Origin of the sequence: Lentisalinibacter sediminis (assembly GCF_040706615.1) — a bacterium.
Classification (GTDB): domain Bacteria; phylum Pseudomonadota; class Gammaproteobacteria; order Steroidobacterales; family Woeseiaceae; genus Lentisalinibacter; species Lentisalinibacter sediminis.
Window position 1 is genome coordinate 465,086 of record NZ_JAPDRF010000001.1, and the last position, 22,070, is coordinate 487,155.

The 22,070-nt window shown below is 69.9% G+C and carries 19 protein-coding genes and 1 pseudogene; 9 read left to right on the forward strand and 11 right to left on the reverse strand.

Annotated features, from left to right (window positions below; translation table 11 throughout):
* The 7 genes from gspH to ACJMKX_RS02300 are packed head-to-tail and all read left to right on the forward strand — an operon-like array spanning position 1 to position 5,053.
* Positions 1–585 (forward strand): type II secretion system minor pseudopilin GspH, encoded by a 585-nt coding sequence (gene gspH / locus ACJMKX_RS02270; protein ID WP_405220558.1) that lies wholly within the window; start codon positions 1–3, stop codon positions 583–585.
* Positions 582–1,004, forward strand: coding sequence for a type II secretion system minor pseudopilin GspI (gene gspI / locus ACJMKX_RS02275; RefSeq protein ID WP_405220560.1), 423 nt, complete (start codon positions 582–584; stop codon positions 1,002–1,004). Before gspH ends, gspI begins: the two co-directional genes overlap by 4 nt.
* Positions 1,001–1,615, forward strand: a complete 615-nt coding sequence (gene gspJ, locus ACJMKX_RS02280; protein ID WP_405220562.1) for a type II secretion system minor pseudopilin GspJ — start codon at positions 1,001–1,003, stop codon at positions 1,613–1,615. The genes gspI and gspJ overlap by 4 nt, the downstream gene beginning before the upstream one ends.
* Complete coding sequence (gene gspK, locus ACJMKX_RS02285) at positions 1,612–2,550, forward strand: type II secretion system minor pseudopilin GspK (RefSeq protein ID WP_405220564.1); 939 nt, start codon at positions 1,612–1,614, stop codon at positions 2,548–2,550. Before gspJ ends, gspK begins: the two co-directional genes overlap by 4 nt.
* 3 nt (positions 2,551–2,553) lie before the next feature.
* Entirely contained in the window at positions 2,554–3,834 is a 1,281-nt protein-coding gene (gene gspL / locus ACJMKX_RS02290; RefSeq protein ID WP_405220566.1) for a type II secretion system protein GspL, read from the forward strand.
* Positions 3,831–4,313, forward strand: coding sequence for a type II secretion system protein GspM (gspM, locus tag ACJMKX_RS02295; protein WP_405220568.1), 483 nt, complete (start codon positions 3,831–3,833; stop codon positions 4,311–4,313). The genes gspL and gspM overlap by 4 nt, the downstream gene beginning before the upstream one ends.
* Positions 4,313–5,053, forward strand: coding sequence for a type II secretion system protein N (locus ACJMKX_RS02300; protein WP_405220570.1), 741 nt, complete (start codon positions 4,313–4,315; stop codon positions 5,051–5,053). The genes gspM and ACJMKX_RS02300 overlap by 1 nt, the downstream gene beginning before the upstream one ends.
* Here ACJMKX_RS02300 and ACJMKX_RS02305 read toward each other — a convergent pair.
* From ACJMKX_RS02305 to ACJMKX_RS02315, 3 genes are read right to left on the reverse strand one after another with little or no spacing between them, the layout of a single operon-like run.
* Positions 5,031–8,456, reverse strand: a complete 3,426-nt coding sequence (locus ACJMKX_RS02305) for a UvrD-helicase domain-containing protein (RefSeq protein WP_405220572.1) — start codon at positions 8,454–8,456, stop codon at positions 5,031–5,033. The two genes, ACJMKX_RS02300 and ACJMKX_RS02305, sit on opposite strands and share 23 nt — an antisense overlap.
* A complete protein-coding gene (locus ACJMKX_RS02310; RefSeq protein ID WP_405220574.1) occupies positions 8,453–11,107 on the reverse strand; it encodes a PD-(D/E)XK nuclease family protein in 2,655 nt (884 codons plus the stop codon). The genes ACJMKX_RS02305 and ACJMKX_RS02310 overlap by 4 nt, the downstream gene beginning before the upstream one ends.
* 44 nt (positions 11,108–11,151) lie before the next feature.
* Positions 11,152–12,390 (reverse strand): aminotransferase class I/II-fold pyridoxal phosphate-dependent enzyme, encoded by a 1,239-nt coding sequence (locus ACJMKX_RS02315; protein WP_405220576.1) that lies wholly within the window; start codon positions 12,388–12,390, stop codon positions 11,152–11,154.
* A 238-nt stretch (positions 12,391–12,628) separates the two neighbouring features.
* Between ACJMKX_RS02315 and ACJMKX_RS02320 the strand changes: the two genes are divergently transcribed.
* Positions 12,629–13,105, forward strand: coding sequence for a DUF3598 domain-containing protein (locus ACJMKX_RS02320; RefSeq protein ID WP_405220578.1), 477 nt, complete (start codon positions 12,629–12,631; stop codon positions 13,103–13,105).
* Here the strand turns inward: ACJMKX_RS02320 and ACJMKX_RS02325 are convergent.
* Genes ACJMKX_RS02325 through ACJMKX_RS02345 form a run of 5 tightly spaced genes read right to left on the reverse strand, consistent with a single transcriptional unit; the run spans position 13,099 to position 18,204 of the window.
* Positions 13,099–14,496, reverse strand: coding sequence for an MFS transporter (locus tag ACJMKX_RS02325; protein ID WP_405220580.1), 1,398 nt, complete (start codon positions 14,494–14,496; stop codon positions 13,099–13,101). The two genes, ACJMKX_RS02320 and ACJMKX_RS02325, sit on opposite strands and share 7 nt — an antisense overlap.
* A gap of 25 nt (positions 14,497–14,521) precedes the next feature.
* Positions 14,522–15,253: a hypothetical protein gene (locus ACJMKX_RS02330; protein WP_405220582.1), complete on the reverse strand. Its 732-nt coding sequence runs from the start codon at positions 15,251–15,253 to the stop codon at positions 14,522–14,524.
* A gap of 40 nt (positions 15,254–15,293) precedes the next feature.
* On the reverse strand, positions 15,294–16,481 hold the full coding sequence (locus ACJMKX_RS02335) for a CaiB/BaiF CoA transferase family protein (protein ID WP_405220583.1): 1,188 nt from the start codon (positions 16,479–16,481) through the stop codon (positions 15,294–15,296).
* Positions 16,478–17,656: an acyl-CoA dehydrogenase family protein gene (locus ACJMKX_RS02340; protein WP_405220585.1), complete on the reverse strand. Its 1,179-nt coding sequence runs from the start codon at positions 17,654–17,656 to the stop codon at positions 16,478–16,480. The genes ACJMKX_RS02335 and ACJMKX_RS02340 overlap by 4 nt, the downstream gene beginning before the upstream one ends.
* 32 nt (positions 17,657–17,688) lie before the next feature.
* Positions 17,689–18,204 carry a MaoC family dehydratase gene (locus ACJMKX_RS02345; RefSeq protein ID WP_405220586.1) on the reverse strand — a complete coding sequence of 172 codons (516 nt, stop codon included), beginning with the start codon at positions 18,202–18,204 and terminating at the stop codon, positions 17,689–17,691.
* Positions 18,205–18,372: 168 nt separating this feature from the next.
* Here ACJMKX_RS02345 and ACJMKX_RS02350 point away from each other — a divergent pair, with 168 nt between their 5' ends.
* The gene (locus ACJMKX_RS02350; RefSeq protein WP_405220588.1) at positions 18,373–18,675 is read left to right on the forward strand and encodes a YciI family protein; all 303 of its coding nucleotides are present in this window, start codon (positions 18,373–18,375) and stop codon (positions 18,673–18,675) included.
* Between the two features lie 46 nt (positions 18,676–18,721).
* Here the strand turns inward: ACJMKX_RS02350 and ACJMKX_RS02355 are convergent, their stop codons facing one another.
* The 3 genes and pseudogenes from ACJMKX_RS02355 to ACJMKX_RS02365 form a co-directional block, all read right to left on the reverse strand.
* A complete protein-coding gene (locus tag ACJMKX_RS02355; RefSeq protein ID WP_405220590.1) occupies positions 18,722–20,305 on the reverse strand; it encodes an FAD-binding oxidoreductase in 1,584 nt (527 codons plus the stop codon).
* Between the two features lie 221 nt (positions 20,306–20,526).
* Positions 20,527–20,862, reverse strand: a pseudogene (locus tag ACJMKX_RS02360) (hypothetical protein); the annotation flags it as partial.
* 259 nt (positions 20,863–21,121) lie between these two features.
* Positions 21,122–21,970 (reverse strand): sulfurtransferase, encoded by an 849-nt coding sequence (locus ACJMKX_RS02365; protein WP_405220592.1) that lies wholly within the window; start codon positions 21,968–21,970, stop codon positions 21,122–21,124.
* Between the last annotated feature and the right edge of the window lie 100 nt (positions 21,971–22,070).

A 22,070-nucleotide genomic window follows, 5' to 3' on the forward strand; every position in this document is an offset into this window, starting at 1 on the left:
ATGATGTCCCGCGCGGCGGAGGAAACGCCACGCCCGGCGTCCGTTCGGGGCTTCACCCTGATCGAGCTGCTCGTGGTGATCGTCATCCTCGGCATATCAGTAGCGGCGGTGCTGCCGAGCATCGGCCTCCTGCAGGACGATCGGGAACTCCAGAGGGAGGCACGCCGCCTGGCCGCGCTGATCGAGCTCGCGGCCGAGGAAGCGGCCATGCAGAGCCGGGACTACGGGCTGCGCTTCGGACTGCACGGCTACCGCTTCTACGAGCAGGACCCGCAGACGGGGGCCTGGATCGAGCTGTCCGGCGACGAGATCCTGCGCGAGCGCACCCTGGCCGACGACCTGCGAATCAACCTCACCCTGGAGTCCCGCGACATCCGTCTGTTCGAAGCCATCGAGGGCGACCGCCAGCGCCGCGACCCGGACGACGGGCCGGACCCCGGTCCCACGCCCCATGTGCTGCTGCTCTCCAGCGGCGATGCGACACCCTTCGAGCTGACGCTGAGCCGGGATTTCGACGACGCCCGCGCGGAACTCACCGGCGACTTCCTCGGCCGGGTCGAGCTGGTTACGGAAGACGAGCCTTGAACGCGCGGGGCTTCACCCTGGTGGAGGTGCTGATCGCGCTGGCCGTGGCGTCCCTCGGCCTGTCTGCGGTATTGGCAATGGGCACACAGAGTATCGATACCTCGCGCAGTCTGCGGGATCGCACCCTTGCCCTGTACGTGGGCCTGAACGAGATCACCGAGCTTCGGCTCAGCGGCGAATTCCCCGACCCGGGCCGCTCGAACGGCGAGACCGAGATGGCCGATCGGCTCTGGCGCTGGGAATACGTGGTCTCGGAGACCGGCGTCGAGAGCCTGCGCCGCATCGACATCGCCGTCTCCCTGGCCGAGCGGCCGGAGGACGTGGTGCGCAATGTCAGCGGTTTCATCGGCGAGCCCGGACCGCCGGGGGCCGCCAACCTGGCCTGGTCGCTGCCGCTGGGCGAGGGGGCAGACCGGTGAGAAAGGCGCCGCGCCAGGTCGGCTTCACACTGATCGAGGTGATGGTCTCGCTGGCCATCTTCGCCGCGCTGGCGGCGGCCGCCTACACCACACTGAACGGGGTGGTGGAAGCCTCCCGCGTGGTCAGCGAGCAGATGAGTCGCCTGCAGGCACTGCAGCGCACCGTGCAGCGCATGACCCTCGACTTCGGACAGCTCACGCCGCGGCCCGTGCGCGACGAACTGGGGGACGGCCGCCTGCCGGTCCTGCGCGCCGATGGCCGCTCCCTCGATCTTGTCGAGCTCAGCCGGGGCGGTTGGTCGAACCCTCTGGTGCTGCCCCGCCCCGCGCTGCAGCGGGTGGCCTATCGTATCGAGGAGGACCGCCTCATCCGTCGGCAATGGCCGGTGATGGACCGCACGCTGGGCACGGAGCCCGCCGAGGTGACGCTGCTCGAAGGCGTGGAAGACATCCGCATCCGCTATCTCTCCGGTGACGAGTGGACCGAGCAGTGGCCGCCGGACGCCGGCGCCGGCGCCCTCGGTCTGGCACTGCGACCGCGGGCCGTCGAGATCGTGCTGGTGGTGGAGGAGCTCGGCGAGATCCGCCGCGTCGTCGAGGTGATCCAGTGAGCACCCCGGCGCGGCAACGCGGGGCGGTCGCCCTGATGTTCGCGATGCTGATCGTGGCGCTCTGCACCCTGTACGCCGTCAGCCTCGCCTGGGACACCACGCTGGACGTCCGACGCACGACGAATCTGCTCTGGCGGGAACAGGCCGCCCAGGTGGCACTCGGCGCCGAGCAATGGGTGGGCATGATCCTGCGCCAGGATGCCGAGGAGACCGACACCGATCACCTGGGCGAGATCTGGGCCCAGCGTCTGCCGCCCCTGCCCGTGGACGGCGCGGGCATGAGCGGCGAGATCGCCGGCGGGCTCACGGATCTGCAGGGCCGCTTCAACATCAACAACCTGCTGAGAACGGACGGGGCCATCGACGAACCATCCCTGGAGCAATTCCGACGCCTGCTCCTCGCGCTCGGTCTGCCACCCTCGCTGGCCGGCGCCGTGGCCGACTGGCTGGACGCGGATACCGAACCCCTGTTCCCCGACGGCGCGGAGGACGGCGAATACACCGGCCGGGTGCCGCCCTATCGCAGCGCCAACATCTACGTCGCCAGCGCGAGCGAACTCGCGGCGGTTGCCGGCATGGACCCGGACATCTACCGCATCCTGCGACCCCATGTGACCGCGCTGCCCGGGCGCACGACCATCAACGTGAACACGGCCACACCGGCCGTGCTGCAGTCGCTGGACGAGAACGTGACCGCCGCCGACGCCGAGCGCCTGCTGGCAGAGCGGGAGGACGGCGGCTTCGTCGACGTCACGGCATCGTTCTCCTCGCTGGTGCAGCCCGAGGTGCTGAATACGCTCGGCGAATCAACGAATTACTTTCGCCTGGAGAGTGTTGTTCGTATTGGCACCGTCAGGCTCACCATGTACAGTCTCCTGCAGCGTGGCCCCCAGGGCGACGTGTCGCCCATCCTGAGGACGTTTGGCACCGAATAGAGCATGGCCGAGATCTTCGTCATCCGCGTAGCGGGCGCTGACGCGAGCGAGACGGACTGGCTGGCGGTCGATTCCAGCGGTGCGCGCCGCGGCGAACCCGGCCACGGCACGCTGGCAGAGGCCGCCGCGGCGGCCGGCGACCGGCGCGTGCAAGTCCTGGTGCCCGCCACCGAGGTGCTGCTGACTTCGGCCGACGTCCCGGCCAAGGGTGCCCGGCTGCTGCAGGCCCTGCCCTTTGCCCTGGAGGAACAGGTGGCCCAGGACGTGGACCGGCTCCACTTCGCCGCCGGCGAGCGGCGCAGCAACGGCCGTATCCCGGTGGCGGTGGTCGAGCAGGAGTTCCTCGACACCCTTCTGGCGCGTCTGCGCGAGGCCGGCATGGAGCCGGCCGGTGTGTTCAGTGAGGCACAGGGCCTCGCCCGCATCCCCGGCACGCTGAGCGCGCTGATCGAGGACGATCGCATCATCCTGAACGACGGCGCCTCGATGGAACTCGCGCTGGAGGGATTTCGCCCCGGCGACGCGCTGGCGGCCATCGGCGCGCTGGACGACCCGGACGAACACGGCGAGTCTGTCGGCGACACGGCGGACGTCCCCCGGCACGTGCTGGTTTACAGCGATCCGGAGGTCGCCCGGCGCCACGAGCTGGAATTCCAGGCGCTGCGCCAGCAGCTGGACAGTCTGGAGGTCAAGCTGCTGCCCGACGGCGCCCTGCCCCGGCTGGCCGTCACGGTCGCCGCCGGCGGCGGCATCAATCTTCTGCAGGGCCGCTATGCGCCGCGCAGCGCCACCGGCTCGCTGCTGCGGCCGTGGCGCGCCGCGGCCGCGCTGGCGGCGGCGCTGATCGCGCTCACGCTGATCGGCAGCGGTCTCAGGTACGCCGAGCTGCGGGCGGAAGACGAGCGGCTGCGGGCCGAGGTGGTCGAGGCCTTCCGCGCCGCCTTCCCGTGGGTGCGCGAGGTACGCGATCCCCGGGCGCAGATGAACTCCGAGCTTGCGCGTCTCGGCCAGGGCGGCAGCACCGAGCAGACGCCCCGACAATTCCTCGCGACACTGGAGAGCATCAGCGCCGCAATGGGCCAGACTTCGGGCACGCGCATCGAGGCCATCAGCTATCGCGACGGGGTCATGGACATCCGGCTCACCGCGCCGGACGTGGCGACGCTGGACCGGCTGCGCAAGCTCGTGGACCAGGGCGGGCGCTTCACCGCCCGGATCCAGTCCACCGACCAGCAGGAAGGCAGCGTCCGCAGCCGCCTGCAGATCCAGGGGGCAGGCGCATGAAGGACTGGTTCCAGAACCTCGCTCCCCGGGAGCAGATGCTCGTGGCGCTGGCAGGCTTGCTCACGGTGGTGGTGGTGATCTATCTGGGCGTCTGGCTGCCCCTCGACCGGGCCAATACCCGGCTCGAGAACCAGGTGGAGAGCCAGCGCGAACTCGTTACCGATCTGCGCCAGCTGCAGGGCCGTCTCCCGTCGCCGTCGGGCGCCGCCGCCGCGTCCGCGCCGGGCGGGCAGTCACTGGTGGTGGTCGTGGACAGCACCGTGCGCCAGCGCGGGCTCGGCACCACGCTGAAACGCAGCCGGCCTCTGGACGGCGATTCCATCCAGGTCAGCTTCGAGAACGTCGCCTTCGACGCGCTGGTGGAATGGCTGGGCCAGCTCGGCAGCCAGCACGGCATCGACATCGGCGCCGCCTCCTTCTCCAATCGTGCGGAGCCCGGCCGCGTGGATGCCACGCTGACGCTGGAACGGGCGCTTTAGTGTTTCCCCGCCGTCTGCTCATCGCGGCGGCCGCCGCGGCGTTCTTACTGGGCCTCCTCGCGCTGTTCCCCGCGCGTCTCGCCGTGGCCTGGTTTGCCCCCGCGGAGTTCCGCGCTGCCGGCGTCGAGGGCACGATCTGGAGCGGCCGGGCGGCACGCGCCTCCGCCGGCGGGATTTTCCTGGCGCCGCTGAGCTGGGAGTTCCGGCCCGCGGCGCTGCTGGGCGGCGCAGCGGGTTACCGGATCGAGGCGGAACTCCCGGGCGGCAGCGTGCGCGGGGACGTCGCGCTGAGCGTCACCGGAGTGCTGAGCGTCGCCGATCTGGAGGCCTCCGTGCCGCTGGAGAGCGTCTCCCGGATCATGCCGGTGGCGCAGGCCGAGGGTCGCCTCCGGGCGGACATCGAGCGCGGGCGTTTCGACGACGGCTGGCCCAGCGAACTGGTGGGCACCGTCAGCGTCGAGGAGCTCGTGTACCGACCGGCAGGCAGCAATTCCATCGGCAATTATCGGGTGGAGTTTCTGCCCACCGAGGACGGCAGCCTGCGCGGCGTGCTGGCAGACGGTGGCGGGCCGCTGGAGGTGGCCGGGGAGATCGCGGTGACCGGCGAGCGGAATTACGAGCTCCGCGGCCAGGTCCAGGCGCGGCCGGGCGCGCCTGCCGCTCTCGCTAACTCGCTGCGCTTCCTCGGCTCGCCGGACGCGGCCGGACGCCGGGAGTTCAGCCTGGCAGGCCGTCTCTGACGCGCCGGGCGGCGACCTCGTCCATGGGCACCACCCGCCCGTGTAGCGGGTAGTACAGCAGGCCCAGCGGGGTCTCGCCGTATACCGCCGCGTACAGCCGCCGATAACGGGCCATCTGTTCCCCGTAGCGTCTGGCCTCCTCGCTCAGGAATCGCTCCAGGTCGCCGCCCTCGTGCAGCGAGGTCTTGTAGTCCACCACCCAGTGCGTGCCCGACTCGTCGACGAAGCAGCGGTCGATGACCACGCGCAGCAGTTGTCCGTCGGCGATGCCCTCGATCGGGAGTTCCGTCGCCGCGCGGCGATGGTTCCCGAACAGGATCCACTGTCCGGCCGGGTCCTCCAGCGTCCCCCGCAGGGCGGCCCGGACCCGGCTCGCCGCCTCCCCCAGCCCGTCCGCCGAGACCCCGGCAGCCGCGAGGAGCGAGGCGTGCCGCTCGTCGAGATCGTCGAGCCGCCGCTGCGCCACTGCCGCCTCCGGCCAGCCCGCCATGCGCTGCAGCCAGCCGTGCACGATCGTGCCCACGTGGCGCAGGTCGCGGCCGACCCATGCGTATTCGATCGCCTCTTCCGCATCGGGTGACGCGAACCGCACTGCCGGCGACGCCACCGGCGCCGGCAGCTCGCCGGGTCGATAGGGCTCCGCTGCGCGGCGGATCCGCGGAGTCACGAGCTCCGCACCCGGGTCACCCCCGCTGCGCGCTTCATCACCGCCGGCACCCGCCTCCGCGGCCCGTGCGAAGTCGGCTTCGACTGCCGGCCAGAGACGAGCCAGCAGCGTGCCGGCCGGTGGCGGCTGCGGACTGCCGTCCCGGCTGCGAGTATGGCCCACGAGGTGCAGGGTGCGCCGGGCACGGGTGCATGCCACATACAGGAGACGGTCGAGTTCCAGTCGCTGCTTCTGCACCTCCACGCCGTGGATGAATTCATGCAGGGGATCGTTGTCCCGCTCGCCGCGGGCGCCGATCGGGCTCGGCAGCAGATGTTCGCGTCCTTCCTCGTCCGGCAGGGTGAGCCAGTTGAGCACCGCGCGGAGATTGCCCCGGGGCTTGCGGCCGAGTCCCATCAGAATGACCGTATCGAACTCCAGGCCCTTCGCCTTGTGGATGGTCATCACCTGAACGCGGGCGCCGGCGCCGGCGCTGGACACCCGTTCCTCGTCCAGACGTGACTCGAGGTCCGCCACGTCGGGCAGGGTGCCGCCTGCTTCCAGGTTCTCCAGGATGTCGAGATAGCGGCATGCATTCGCGGCTTCCGCGCCGCCGGGTAGCAGCGTCGGTCCGCCCAGCGCGAACCAGGCGAGTTCCACGCGCTCGCGCAGGGAGCGCAGTCCCGGGTGCTCCAGTGCGTCCGCGAGGCGCTCGCGCAGCCACTCGACCCGCCGCCGCTCGTCGGCGTCCAGGCGCGCGAGGCGGGCGTCTTCGGCCGTGAGGGCCATGACGGGGCCGGCCGGATCGCCGACCGTCAGTGCGTGCAGCCCGGCCAGCGACAGGCCGCACCAGGGCGCCCGCAGCAGCGCGAGCCAGGCGACGCGGTCCAGAGGATGGATCAGGGCGCGGGTGAGCGCCAGGAGATCCTGCACCTCCGGCAGATCCGTGAGCCGGTCGATCTCCAGCGCCTCGTAGATGACGCCGTCCGCCCGCAGGAGGGGCAGCAGCTCACGCAGGTGGGTGCGGCTGCGTACCAGCACCGCCACCTCGCCGGACCCGGCTTCTGCCAGGGCCTCCCGGATCAGCGCCCTGACGGTCTCCGCCTCCTCCCGGGGCGAGGCATCCAGCAACGCGTGGATGCGGCACTCGCCGAGACCTTCCCGGCCCGGCGCCGCTCGCGACGGGCTGTGCCGGATGGCGCCGGTGGCCAGGTCGTCCTCCGCCGGCATCACCCGGGCGAAGGCCCGGTTGGCCCAGTCCACCAGGTTGCCGCCGGAGCGGAAGTTGGTCTGCAGTACCAGTTCCCGCGGCCGGAGCAGACCGATGCCTCGCGCCCGCAGCGCGAGGAAAAGTCCGACCTCCGCCTCCCGGAAGCGGTAGATCGACTGCATGGGATCGCCGACACAGAACACGGTACGCCCGTCCCGGCCGTCCCAGCCGGCGGTGAGGCTCTCGAGCAGCGCGTACTGGCCCAGCGAGGTGTCCTGCATCTCGTCGATGAGCAGATGCCGTATCCGGTAATCCAGCGCCAGCGCCAGATCGGTCGGCTCGCCGGGCGGACCCAGGGCCGCGCGGGCCGCAAGCGCCACTTCCACATAGTCGGCCAGTCCGCGGGCGGCGAATCGGGTCTTCAGCTCGGCCGTGGCCCGGGGCAGTACGTGCAGAAGGGAGTTGAGAGCCTCCCATTGCTCGGACGCATAGCGGGGCGGCGGCAGTTTGCCGGCCTCCGCCAGCAGGCGCTCGAGACCGTCGCACCCGGCCAGGGATTCGATCACGGCAGCGAGCGCCTCCTTCTCCCGGTCGCTGCCCGGCGGGAAGCCCAGGTTCTTGTCCGCACGCTTGCGCCAGTTGCCGCTGCTCGGCGCGATCAGCAGCCAGGCCAGCCCCTGCCATTGCGCGAGCTGTCGGGCGTCGGGGGCGGGCCACACGTCGCCGCCGTGCAGTGCCGCCAGCGGCGTCTCGCGCCCGGCTTCCGCGAGGTGGCCGGCGGCGAAACGGGCGAGTTCGAGCAGGGGCTCCCGCACGGCCTCCGGCAGCGCCCGGTCCACGGCCCGCAGGCGATCGGTCACCAGCATCGCGATGGCCTGCTCGAAGTGTCGCCGCAATCGTTCTTCCTGGCCGGAGGGGCCGGTCCCGGTGATGGCCAGCCACTGGTCCCGCCTCTCCAGCATCTCGGCGATCGAGCGCTCCCACACCAGCGCGTCGTTGTCGAGGTGTCGGAACAGTCCGCGCACGGCAGCACCGGTCTCTCCCCGCTCCGCGACCCAGTCCAGCGTGGCGCGGGCCGCCTCCCGGTAGATGCCCGACTCGCCGGCCTCCGAGACCATGCGCATCCGGCCGCCGAGACCGGAGGTGACCGGCAGCGCTGCCGACAGGCGGGCATTGAACGCATCCAGCGTCATGATCTGCATGCGCTCCGGGAATGCGGTCAGCTGCCATTCCTTGCGCCGGTCCCGCTGCAGCGCCTCGCCCGCCGCTGCCAGCGTGCGCCGCTCGTGCTCCGAACCGCCCGGCTCGCCGGCCCGGGCCCGCTCCAGCGCCACGAGGATGCGGGTACGCATCTCCGCCGCCGCCTTGCGCGTGAACGTGATCGCCAGGATCTCCTCCGGCCGCTCCACCCGGGCGAGCAGTCGGAGGTAGCGCTGGATGAGGAGCTCCGTTTTGCCGGAACCCGCCGGCGCCTGGACGATGAAGGAACGCTCCACGTCGAGGGCCGCATCGCGCTCGGCCTGGTCCGGTATGGGCCGAGCGCTCATGGTTCCTGCTCTCCGTCGGCGAGGTCGGCCAGGTCGGTCAGTTCCGCCACCCGGCTGAGCACGGCCAGCGGGCGCTGATCGTCGAGACCGAGGCTGAGATTCACCCGTGCGTCGCCCGCTGCCACTGCCTCTGCCAGCCCGTGGGCCTGGGCCTTCCAGGCGTTCAGCAGTGCCGCCCAGTCATCGACGGACTGCACGCCGGTGCCCGGCCACTCGAGGTCGGCATCCCGGGCGCCGCGATAGCCGATGCGGTGGGGATGGACGACGCCGACGGCCAGCGCGCGCACCCGCCCGGGCTGGCTGATGGCATAGACCACGAGCTGCAGCTGGCGCGGATTCTCCGGGTCGGTCCCGGTCGTGGTACCGGTGGCGCCGGTCTTGTAATCGATGATCGCCCAGCCACCGTCGATCGCATCGATGCGGTCCGGCCGGATGGAGAGCCGCAGCGGTCCGACGGCCACTTCCCTGGCTTCCTCGCAGATCACCTCGCGGAAGCCGGGCCGGACGAGATCCGCCTCGATGAAGCGTGTGACCAGAGCCGCGCAGCGCTCGCTCTCGAGGGCGATCAGGCCGGCGAGGCGCGCATCTGCCCCCCTGCCGTAGCGGGCCAGTGCGCGCTCCGCCGCATCTCCCGCCGCTCGCGCCCGATCCTCCGCGCCCGCCGCGGCCAGCCGGTCCCGGTCGGGCCAGCGCCGATAGACTGCTTCCAGCGCCCGGTGGATGACCGTGCCCCGCTCCCGCGCGGACAAACCGGCCACCGGCGTCTCCAGTGGCTCGGCCCGCAGCCGGTAGCGGGCGAAGGCATCGAAGGGCTGGGTGCGCTGGGCGGACAGCACGCCGTGCCCGCCCGGCAGGGTCTCGCCGGCCGCGAGCGGCGGCACCGGATCGGGTTCCACCGGCACCAGCGTCGCGGCGCCGGCCAGGGTTTCGGCGTAGACGGGCACCTCTGCGACGCTGCCGGCAGCGGGCAGATCGGCGAGCAGCGGGCTCGGCGTCAGCTCCGCATCGCCCTCCCTGCGCGGCCAGCTCACCACGACTTCCGGGGCCGACCCCAGCAGCGCCGTATAGATGCGTCGCGCGTAATCGAGGGTGTCCGCCGGCGTCGCATCGGGCATGCCGTAGTCCCGCTGCAGGCCGATCGGCAGCAGCGGGTCGGGCCGCTGCGGCGGTGGCCAGGTAGTGGTGTCCAGTCCCGCGATCCACAGCGCATCGAAGGTCATGCCGGAGGCCTCCAGCATGCCCATCACCTGCACGGCCTCGTCGTCGGATTCGGGCTGGAACAGCGTCTCGCGCGCGATGGCGGCGACCTGCGCCAAGGCGGCGTGGCCGTTGACCGGCCCGCTGACCGGTCCCGTGGCAGCGAACTGATTCAGGACGTTGCGCCAGGCATTGACCAGTTGCCAGGTCTCGCTGTCCATGGCGGTTTCCCGGCCCCAGCCCACTGCCGTCAGCAGCGTATCCATCCGCTCGGCCCAGACGGCGGGCATGGCGCGCGCCTGCCAGTCTTCTCGCTGCGCGGCGACGCCCGCCAGGGTCCCGACGAATGCCGTGGCGGACTCGGGCAGGCGCTCGGCCGATCGCCCCAGGGCCGCCGGCAGCGTGGCCAGGTCCCAGCGGCGGTCGGGCAGATCCCGTAGTGCGACCTCCAGGGCCGTCCGCCCGTCGCCGCCGCTCGGTGCCATAAACGGGCTGCGCAAAAGCCGGCCGAGCACGGCGAAGTCCGGATCGTCCCGGATCAGGCCGAGCACGCCGAGCGCCGCATCGATGAGACCGTAGTCCGCCAGCGGACGGCCGTACGAGACATTGATGCCGCTGATTCCGTCGGCGCGCAACTGCCAGCCGGGGCTGAAGCCCTCGCCGATCAGACGGCCGGCCCGGGCCGCCCGGCCCGCCAGATCCGGGACGATGATGCCGATTCGACGTCCCGGCTCTGCCAGCAGGCATTCGCGGGCCCAGGCACCGGCCGCCCGCAGCTCCGCATCCCGGTCCGGCGCGTCACGCACCGAGACCGTAGCGGCGACGGACCTGCCCTCGGCACGCTCCACCGTCACCGGGACGCCGGCCTCCCTCATGGCGTCCACCAGATCCCGTTGCGCCGGCGCGGGGCGTTCGAAACCGGCGAATGTGACCGGCCCGTCGACCATCGCCGTCGCCTCGCTGCGGCGGAACCGCGCGGCCAGGGCAGCGGCCAGTGCCGCCGGATCCCGCCAGCCGCCCTCGGCGCAGGCCGCGGTGTAATAGGCGATGGCGCCGGCCAGGAACGTGGCGTCGGGTGAGCGGGCCGCCTCGCGTATGGCCTCGGCCGGGACCCCCCAGTCGCAGGCCCTCTGCCAGGACGCCGCCGCCTGGGCCGCGAGGCCGCCGGTTGCGGCCAGGGTGGATTCCCCGAGCGCCCGCGACGCCGCCCGCTCCCATAGCAGGCGGCTCTGGCGGGGGGTAAGCACGGGCGCGGGCAGGGGCGCTTCCGGACGGTAAGCCGCCGCCTGCCAGGCCTCGGCCAGCCAGACGTCCCAGGGGACGTAGCGCGGGGCCAGCCATGCCGCGGCTCCGGCCGCGGCGCGCCCGGCGGCGTGGCGCAGACGCAGATGACGAGCCAGGCGCCGGCTGGCGGTGACGACCACGGCACACTCAGCTACCGAATCGTCAGCCATAATCAATAAAGATCAGTAATTTGGCCTCGTTTCCTCGAAAAGCATCAAGCAACGGTCACGCGGCCGCGCACACCGTTCTCCAGGACTTCCTCGATGCGCCCGAAAACCTCTTCCAGGGTGTCGGAATCGGGCAGCATCGTGATGCGGAAGTGGTTTCGGTACGGCGTGTTGAAGCTCGTCCCCGGTGCCACCAGTACGTGCCGGTTCTCGAGCAGCTCCAGGGCGAAGGCCTGATCGTCGAAGCCCGGGTAGCGGCGCGGATTCACGCCGATAAAGGCGTACATCGAACCCATCGGCGCCACCAGTTCGAGATAACGGCTCGCCCCCACGGCGTCGAGTACGGTCTGGCGGGATTGGTAGAGCCGGCCGCCGGGTGCGACGAGCTGGCGGATACTCTGGAAGCCCCCCAGGGCGGTCTGGACCGCCCACTGGGACGGAACGTTGCTGCACAGCCGCAGTGCTGCCAGCAGCTCGAGCCCCTCCATGTAGCCGCCCGCGCGTTCCAGGGCGCCACTCAGTACGGCCCAGCCCACCCGATAGCCGCAGGCCCGGTAGACCTTGGAGAGGCCGCTGTAGCTGATGCAAAGGGTCTCGTTGACCAGGGTCGCCATGGGGACGAACTCGGCGTCGTCGTAGACCATCTGGTCGTAGATCTCGTCGGCCAGCATGATCAGCCGGTGGCGCTCGGCGAGCGCGGCGAGCCGCTCGAGCAACTCCCGTGGATAGACGGCGCCCGTGGGATTGTTCGGATTGATGACCACGATGGCCCGGGTGCGCGGTGTGATCAGCGACTCCAGCGCGTCCGGGTCCGGCAGGAAACCGTTCTCCGGCAGGCAGGGATAGTGCACCGCGCGGCCGCCGTTCAGGGTCACCGCCGCCGTCCACAGCGGATAGTCGGGGCTCGGCACCAGAATCTCGTCGTCCCGGTTCAGCATGGCCCGCAGGGTCAGGTCGATCAGCTCGCTGACGCCGTTGCCGATGAACACCTCCTCGGCCGTGACGCCCGCCACTCCCCGGCTCTGCTGCTGCATCACCACGGCTTCGCGGGCAGGGAAGATGCCTTTCTGGTGGGAGTACGCTTCCGACTGGGCCAGGTTCTCGATCATCGCCAGGCGCATGGTCTCCGGCGTGCGGAAGCCGAAACGGCCCGGATTGCCGATATTCAGATGGACGATCTCGTAGCCCATCTTCTCGAGCTCGTGGGCACGCCGCGCCAGCTGACCGCGGATCTCGTAGCGGACGTCGTGCAGGGCTGCGCTGGAATCGAATACGGGTCTCGTCATGGTCCTGTTCCCAACGGTCCGGGCCTGTTCGTGCCGAATAATCCTAGGCCGCATCGCGGCCCGATTCAGTGACCCACGCCACTATACTGTCGGATTCTGCCACGGAATCGCCCTCTCCGTCCGCCCGGCAGCGCTCCCCCGCGGTCCCGATTCGCCGGGCCGGCACATCCGCCCGCGGCCAACGGTATACTCCCGGCGGACCGGCACGACCGGCCGCACCACCGTAACGGAGGAACCGATGACCGATATCCGGAAAGCGATGCCATTGCTCGCCGCTAACGAAGGCGTCTGGGACGGCTGGTATCGGCACGCCGACGCCGAGGGCAACAAGATCGACGAGCACCGCAGCCGCCTGATCTGCCGCTTCCCGGCGCAGGGCGAGTACCCCTATCACCAGACCAACCTCTACACCTGGGAGGACGGCAGCACCGAGACCCGGGATTTCCCGGCCACCTATCGGGACGGGCGGGTCTGGTTCGACAACGAGCTCATCACGGGCTGGGCCGCGGAAGTGGCGCTGGACGACTACAACCGCACGCTGATGCTGAACTGGGTGCGCAAGGGCGAGCCCGATCTCTATCTCTACGAGATGATCCAGATGTCCGATTGCGGCCGCTTCCGCTGCCGGGTTTGGCAGTGGATCAAGGCCGGGAAGATCGCCCGTCGCACCCTCATCGACGAGGAGAAGGTCAGCGACAGCTGGCAGGGTTACTGAGCCGGCTCGGCCGGACCCTGGTCGCGCCCGCCGCCCTTGCTGTCCTCTGCGCTCGCTCCGGGCGGCAGCTCCGGGATCCGGATCAGCAGCCCCGCCATGAGCGCCGCTCCGACCAGTCCGGCGATGACGGCGAACGAAAGCTCGTAGTTGCCGGTCAGGTCGTAGAAGTAGCCGGTGAGGAACGGTCCCAGCCCGCCGCCGGCCGCGTCCAGGATGGTGATGGTGCCGATGATCTTGCCGAGCGCCTTCAGCCCGAAGATGTCGGCACACAGCAGCTGCAGCAGCGTGTAGAGCCCGCCCCAGCCGAAACCGAACAGCACCAGCCCGATCCAGATCGCACCCGGCTTGAGGATCAGCAGGCTGCCCCCGAACATCACGGCGAGCCCAAGGATAAAGACCTGTTTCTTGCCGATCAGGTCGGCCAGCACGCCGCTGCCGATCTTGCCGACCAGGCCGAGCGTGAACACGAGGCCGATGCCGGCCGCGGCAGTCTGTGGCGTGAAACCGCGTCCGTTCAGGTACAGGAACAGGTTCGAGGCGGCCCCGAGAATGGCGTAGAAGGTACAGAACGCGATCAGCGCGATGAGCCAGAGATTCCGGTTTCTGAGCGCCTCGGCGTAGGTCATTCCCGGCAGGTCGTCCGACGAGGCGCGGCCGGCCCGGGTCTGCACTCCGCCCAGGGGCGCGAGGTCCTTGTCGGCGGGCTTGTCCCTGACCAGCAGCAGGAGCGGCGGGATCAGCAGCAGCGGCAGGATGGCGATCCAGCCGAAGGCGGCGCGCCAGCCTTCCGACTGGATCAGAAGGGTGTTGATGGTGGGCAGCAGCGCGTTGCCGAGACTCGTGCCGGCCAGCGTGATGCCGATGGCGACGCCCCGCAGTCGAACGAACCATCGCGACACCAGCATGACGTTGACGATCAGCCCGGCGGTGGTGAGCACGATGCCGAACAGGAAGTGGATGCCATACATCTCCCAGATCGTGTCCACCCGCCCGTACATCAGGTTGCAGCCGGACAGCAGCAGCAGGCCGAACACCATCAGGGGACGGATGCCGATGCGATCGGCCAGCGCCCCGGCCAGCAGACCCATCAGGCCCGCGGACAGCAGCGTCAACGTGTCGCGGAACTTGTAGGCGGCGCGGGATATCTCGCCCTCGTCGGTGAGGATCTGCTGCGCCGCCCAGCCGCGCAGGCCGCCCTCCTCGGCCATCTGCCGGATCGGCCCGATGCTCTCCGGCTGGTTCAGCGCCGCGAGCAGCTCGTTGTCGAAGACCGTGAGTCCGCTCAAGGTCATACCGTTGGAAATCCACAGCGTGACGAAAGCCATGGCGACGATCACCCAGCCGTAGAACAGCCAGGTGGAGCGGGTGCCGACGGGAGCCAGGTTGGTCATGGTCGTCTCCGGGCCGGGAGCGCGCTCAGCGGCGCAGGCTGGCCAGTTCGTAATGGGTGCGCATGTAGCCGCCGGTGAGGCCGCGCAGGAAGAGGAACTCGTCGGGGGTACACCAGACGTCGTAGGGCGGATGCTCCTGAGGCAGCCCCGGCGTGGACACGAAACGGAAATGCAGTGCGTCGAAAGTGCCCGCCTGGACCTCGATGGTCTCCTCGCCGACGTATTCGACGCCGATGCCGATGGAGAACAGCATCGGGCCGGTGGCGCCGCGGTGGTCCGGCGAGGACAGCAGGATGGGCTCGATCACCTGCAGCCCCGGACCCTGGCTCCGGTCGTAGAGCCGCAGGTGCCAGGCGTCGCAGGCGATGGCATGGTTCTGGAAAGTCTCCAGCGGACGCGCGAGTTCCATGCGCTGGGTGACGCGACCCTCGGCGGCGGACCAGGTCTCGCACTCGGCGTGGTCCGCGGCGAAACGGAACCAGCCGCTGCCGGTGAAGCGGTCGCCCACGCTGAGGCGCACGAAGCAGTCCGTGGGCATCCAGTCGGCGTCCACACTGTAGGTGACGTCGCGCATCACGCTCGGTGCCTCGTCGATCTCGCAGTGGGCCGTCACCGTCCGGCAGCCGTCCGCGTGCACGTGGATCTGGAAGTTCTCGCGCCCGCGCTCCGTGCCCTCGTGGCCCGGCTTCGCGCTCAGGTAGGCGATCTGGCCGAAGAGGCTTGCGTGATCGCGCTGCAGTATCAGTTCTTCGCTCATCGTTCTCTTCTCGCTGTCCTTCCGTCGGTTGCAGCCGGGCTCAGACGACGCCCTCGCGCCGGAGCGTCTCGATCTCGTCGGTCGTGTAGCCGAGCTCTTCCAGCAGCGACGAGGTATCGGCGCCCAGCCCGGAGCCCGTCTTGCCCGGTGCCCGCTCTCCGTCCATGCGGATGGGATTGGCGAGGCTGCGGAACGATGCCCTCTCCGGGTGGGGCGTCTCCTCTACCATGCCTGCCGCATGGGCGAAAGCATTTTCCAGCGCGCCGGGCACGTCGAGTACCGGCGCCGCCGGGATGCGGCCCTGCATGCGCTCGAGCCACTCGGCGCTGTCACGCTCGCCCAGCACCTCGTCCAGCACGTCGGTGAGCGCGTCGCGGTGATCGTTGCGCGCCGCCAGGTCGCGGAAGCGGGGGTCGTCTGCCAGCTCGGGGCGGCCGATGATCTCCAGCAGTATCTCCCAGAACTTCTGCGTCATGCACATGATGAAGATCCAGCCGTCCCGGGTGCGGCACAGCTGACTCGGCGAGGCGTACGGATGGGCACCGCGCGGCAGGCGCCCGGTGACGGCGCCCCGGTTCAGGTACCAGGTGCCCGGGTAGGTCAGCTGGTGCAGAGCCACGTCGAACAGGCTGACGTCCACATCGCCGCCCTCCCCGGTCCGCTCGGCCTCGCGGAGCGCCGCCACCAGACCCAGCGCGCCCACCACGCCGGTCATGAAATCGATGATCGACAGCCCGAAGCGCGCCGGTGGCGTGCCCGGTTCGCCGGTCAGCGAGAGGAAACCGGCCTCGGCCTGCATGAGGTAGTCGTAACCGGGCCAGTCCGCGCGCTCGTTGTCCCGGCCGTAGGCGGAGATATGGCCGCAGACGATGGCCCGGTTACGCTTTGCCAGGGAGGCATAGTCCAGGCCGAGACGCGCCGGCTGGCTGCCCCGCAGGTTGTTCATCACGGCATCGCTGCGGGCCACCAGGCGGTGCAGTATCTCGCGCCCCCGCGGCCGTTTCAGATCCAGGGTGAGGCTGCGTTTCGCCAGGTTGAAAGTCTGGTAATAGTCGCTGTCGTCCGCGCCCAGACGCCAGGCTCCCATCTGCCGGGCCGGGTCGCCGGTGCCCGGCTGCTCGATCTTGATCACCTCCGCACCCAGGTTGGCGAGATACAGGCTGCCGTAGGGACCGGCACCGAACTGCTCGACGCTGAGGATGCGCAGTCCTGCCAGCGGTGCCTTCACAGACGGCGACGCTCGATCAGCTGCCGGGCGATGATGATGCGCTGCATCTCGTTCGTGCCCTCGCCGATGCACAGCAGCGGCGCATCCCGGTACAGCCGCTCCACCTCGAATTCCGGCGAGTAGCCGTAGCCGCCGTGGATGCGCATGCATTCGGTGGCATTCTCCAGCGCCGCCTCCGAGCAGAACAGCTTGGCCATGCCGGCCTCCATGTCGCAACGCTCGCCGCGGTCGTACTTGGCCGCCGCCTGCATCATCAGCAGCCGGCCCGCCTCGGCGCGCGTGGCCATGTCGCCGAGCTTGAGCTGGATGGCCTGATGCTCGCAGATAGGCTTGCCGAAGGTCTTGCGCTCTTGCGAGTAGCGCACCGCCCGGTTCAGCGCGGACTGCGCGATGCCGATACCGCGCGCGGCGATGTTGATGCGGCCGAGTTCGAGGCCACCCACCGCCTGGATGAAGCCGCGCCCTTCCTCGCCGCCCACCAGCGCGTCGGCGCCCACGCGATAGCCGTCGAAGATCAGCTCCGCGCTGTCGATGCTCTTGTAGCCGAGCTTCGCGAGCTTGCGACCGACCGTGAACCCGGGCCCCTTCTCCGCGATGAACAGGCTCATACCGCGATGGCGTGGCTCGGCATCCGGGTCGGTCTTCACCAGCAGCGCGACGCAGTCGCCGTGAAGGCCGTTCGAGATCCACGTCTTGGTGCCGTTGACCACGTACTCGTCGCCCTCGCGCGTCGCCGTGGTGCGGATGCCCTGCAGGTCCGTGCCCGCATCCGGTTCGGTCAGCGCGAGCCCGCCGCGCAGCTCGCCGGTGGCGAACCGGGGCAGCCAGCGCTCGCGCTGCTCGTCGCTACCGAAACGCTCGACGCAGGCCGCCATCATCAGGTGGGAGTTGAAGATGCCCGTGGGCGCCATCCAGGCCTCGCTGATCAGCGCGACCAGGCGCGCATAGGTGCGGGCGCTCAGGCCGAGACCGCCCCAGCGCTGGCTGATCGTGGCGCCGAACAGCCCTAGTCCCTTCATCTGTTCCACGAGTTCGTGCGGGTACTCGTCGGCCAGGTCGTACTCACGTGCGATGGGCCGCACCTCCTGCTCGACCCAGCGCCCGACGGCATCCAGGATCGCCTCTTCCTCCTGGGCGCTGTAGCGGTTGTCGGCGTTGCTGGCGTTGTCGCTCATGGATACTCCGGGGTCGGTCGCGCTGTGGCGATTCAGTAATCGATGCGGTCGTCGACGGCATGACCGCGTTTCGGTATCAGCATCGTGCGCTCGAATTCGCACACCACGACGCCGTCCTGATTGCGGCCGATCGTGCGCACCGTGACGATGCCGGCCTCCGGGCGCGAGCGAGACTCGCGCTTCTCCAGCACCTCTGTCTCGGCGTACAGCGTATCGCCGGCGAATACCGGATGGGGCAGCCGGATCTCCTTCCAGCCCAGGTTCGCGATGGCCTTCTGGCTCACGTCGCTGACGCTCATGCCGACCAGCAGCGACAGCGTGAATGGGCTGGCGACCAGACTACGGCCGAACTCGGACGCCGCACCGTAGCGCTCGTCGAAATGCAGGGGATGGGTGTTCATCGTGAGCAGGGTGAACCAGGTGTTCTCGGTGGCCGTCACCGTGCGGCCGGGGCGGTGCTCGTAGACCGCACCGGGCTCGAATTCCTCGAAGTAGCGGCCGAAGCTCTCGCGGTAACGCTTCGGGCCGATCTCCCTGCTGCTATGCATGGTTCTCCTCTGCGCCATTCTCGCGCGGCGCTTCCTGTTGGCTCTCCACTACGGGCGGTCGACTGCGGGCTTTCGGGTATGGGCTATTGCCTGTCGCCTGGCGCCGGGATGGCCGCCGGCGAATGCTACTATCTGCACGGCCCGATGTGTACTTGCAAGGAGATGCCGATGGCCATGGCAGCCTGGCTGCGGGACGGACCGGACGGCGCGCAGATACGCAGCCGCCACCTCGCCGCTCACCTCGACTTCGTGGAGGCGCATCTCGACACCATTCTGGTCGCCGGCCCGCTGCTGGACGGACCGGAGGGCGAGATGACGGGGAGTCTCTACGTGCTCGACGTGGCCGACCGGAACGAAGCCCTGACTTTTCTCGAACGCGATCCCTATCACGCCGCCGGGCTCTGGGAGGCGACGGACATCCGCCCGTTCCGCGGCGTCGCCGGCCGCTGGGTCGGCGGCCGCAACTGGTAGGCGGGGCAGGAGTCGGGCCCGGGCAGTGCGGGACCGGCAGGCCGGCTCAGGCGAGCCCCAGTACGCCGGGGTTGATCAGTCCGTTCGGATCCACCTGCCGCTTCACGGCCTGCAGCAGCGTCCAGGCACCGGGATCCCTCCCTTCGCGGTAACGGTAGAACTTGCCGATCTGGAAGCTCGTCGCCCCTGCCGCGTGGAACAGCTCGGCGAGCTCGTCTTTCAGCAGCGCCGCCAGCGCTGCCGCCGCGGGGTTATCCTCCCCCCGCGGCAGACGAGCGAGATGAGCATCGTCCATCACCCGTTCATGGAAGGCCGTGCGCTCGCCGGGCCAGTACAGGCACGGTTCGATCAGGAGCGCGTGATTGGAGATGGTGCAGAACAGGTAACCATGATGTACGCCCAGCCGTTCCGCCTCCTCCCCGTGACGCTCGAACAGAGCCTCGAGGCGCGCGTACAGCGATGCGGCCTCGGAAGGCGGCACGATGCCGTGCACGGGGGCCCAGCGCTCTCCCGCCGGGCCGAGCATGCTGTTCACCTCGGCGAAGGGGTTCGCCCGCATCACCTTCGGCACGGCGTTGTCGATCTCCTTGCCCGCACCGTCGACCGCAGCGCGCACGGCCGCCGCGGCGGACGCCGCGTCTGCCTCGTCCCTGCCGTCGACGCTGACGTGCAGCGAATAGGGCACATCGTCCAGGAAGCCGCGGCCGGATCTGGCGAGCTGCAGGCCGTCGCGCAGCCCGCGGGCGAGCGAGCCGGCGCCGCCCACGACCTTGCCCAGGGTCCGGACGTCTTCGGCCAGACTGGAGCGCTTCATCCTGAGCGACTGCAGATAGGGGTCGAAGGCGAAGACCTCGGAGGCCGCCTCGCTGCGAACCACCGCCGACATCGCCCGAAACAGGGTATCGGCGTCCGGCAGCGACCAGGAAAGGAATTCGGTCGCGGCCGGGCGGCGGATCAGGCGGAGGCTCGCTTCCGTCTTGAAGCCCAGCGCTCCGCAGTCCCCCGTGAACAGGCCGGTGAGATCCGGACCGTGGTAGCGGAAGAAGGGACGCGCCCGCCCCGTGGCGGCGCTGCCGGTCACGATGCGGCTGCCGTCGGCCGCGATCACCTCCAGGCCCAGCACACTGTCCTGGGCCGCGCCATAGCGTCCGGAGCCGAGGAAGATGCTGCCCTGGGAGAGCGCGCCGCCCACCGTCGCGCGTATGCCTGACAGCGGCCCCCAGTAAGGCGTACGCACCCCCTCTTCGGCCAGCCGTTCGTTCAGCGCCGCCCACGTGCAGCCGGCCTGCACGCGCACGTAGTTGTCCTCGGTATTCACCTCCAGCACCCGGTGCAGCCGCCGGCTGTCGACGATCACCGTATTGGCACAGATGGGCAGGAAGGCGTCGGTGTAGGACATGCCGCCGCCGCGCGCGATCACGGCATAGCCTGCGCGGGTGGTCGCCGCCACGACCGCCGCGAGTTCCTCGGCATCGGCCGGGGCAGCCACCAGTGCGGCGGTCGCCCCGTTGCGGTACACGTCATGGGAGAAAAACGCCCGCTCGTCCGGGTCGTTCGAGACGAAACCGGCGCCACAGATGGACTCGAGCTGCCTGATCAGGTCCTGTTCTTCTGAGTACTTGGCGACCATGGGGCGGTTGTTCGTGCGCGAGCTCGCGCGAGTCTGTGTCAGGATGGCCTGACACTTTAGGACCTCGGACGGGAAAGTCAAATCCGCCGTTACGTGCCGCCGAGGGGCGGCAGGGCGCGGACAATCGAAACCCGGGCAATAAAAACCCGGGTGACCCTGACGGGCCACCCGGGCGGGTCCGCACGGAGATGATGCGCGGATCGCGAGACAGGCCGGACCCGCTATTGCGGGCCGGGTATCGGCCTGTCCAGCTCTTCGACCCCGGCATCCGGCACATCGGCCGGCTCCGGAGCCCTTTGTTTGTCGGCCTGCCTGTGGCCGAAGTGGACCATCGGCGTGTCGACGTCGCGGTCACTGATCTCGCGGATCGAAGCGATCCGCAGCTCACGCTGCATCGGATCGTCGACCAGGATCGCACCGTCGCCCCAGGGGCAGAGACGCGTATCCCGCGTCCTGAATGCGATGCGCCAGTCGGTCCTGAGGCTCGCGGCGGCACCGGTCACCGTGACCAGGTAGGCTCGCTGGCGGGAGGGTCCCCGCAGGATCAGGTGCGACCGATCGAGCGGAGTCTAGTCTCTGACGGATCGCACGAAGATGCAATCGTTAGCGGGCTCGAGAAGCGCCTGCGACGAGGTCCGCACCCGGTCCCCAGCGCTTGCCGGGATCGAGAAAACAAATAAGGAACTCCAAATAAACAATTGATAATAAAGGTCTTATATGAGGGTGCCGCGGCGGGTATGATCCTGCATCAATGAGCTGTGGCGGAAATAAGACATCGGCCGCCGCCACCGGTTCCCGGCGCGGCGTGCGCGCCTTTCAGTCCGGCCCGGTGGCCACCGGGCGATCCGGATCGCGGATCCACTCGCTCCAGCTGCCCGGATACAGGCGGGGCTCGGGCAGCCCGGCAACGGCGGCAGCGAGGATGGTGTGGCACGCGGTCACGCCGGAGCCGCACAGCGCCACCGCGCTGCCGCCCTCGCCCACGCCGAGGCGGGCGAGCCGGGCAGCCAGCTCGGCGGCGGGCAGGAAGCGCCCGTCCTCATCCAGATTGGCGGAGAACGGTTGATTGAGCGATCCCGGGATGTGGCCGGCCACGGGGTCGATCGGTTCCTGCCGGCCGAGGAAGCGGTCCCGGGCCCGCGCATCGAGCACCGGGATCCCGGCCGCCAGTGCCTCGATCACCGCGTCCGTGCCGGCCACCCGCTCCGGGTCCGGCTGCACCGGGTACGCCGGCGCGCGGGGCGGCGACGGCTCGGCGGTGGTCAGCGGCAGCCCGGCGGCAAGCCAGGCATCGATGCCGCCGTCCAGGACACGCCGCGGGCCGTGGCCCACCCAGCCCAGCAGCCACCACAGGCGCGACGCCAGCGCCCCGGAGGCATCATCATAGGCCACCACCAGCGTGTCGGGGCGGATGTCCCAGGCGCCGAGTACAGCGGCGAAGTGGCCCGGGTCCGGCAGCGGATGACGCCCGCTCCGCGGTGTCACCGGACCCGCCAGATCGTTGTCGAGATGCGCGTAGACCGCCCCGGGCAGGTGCCCCGTCGCGTACGCCCTGCGCCCGGCATCCGGATCCGACAGGACGAAACGGCAGTCGACGACACGCAGGCGATCCTCCGCCCCGAGTGCAGCGAGTTCGGCGGGGCCTATGAGCGGGGTTTCGGACATCGTCTGGTCGACGGTTGCCGTTTTCGCTGCATTGCAGCACCTTGTCAGTCCGGCGTCGGTCAGTGACAATAACGTGTTTGCATGTGTCATCCAACAAGGG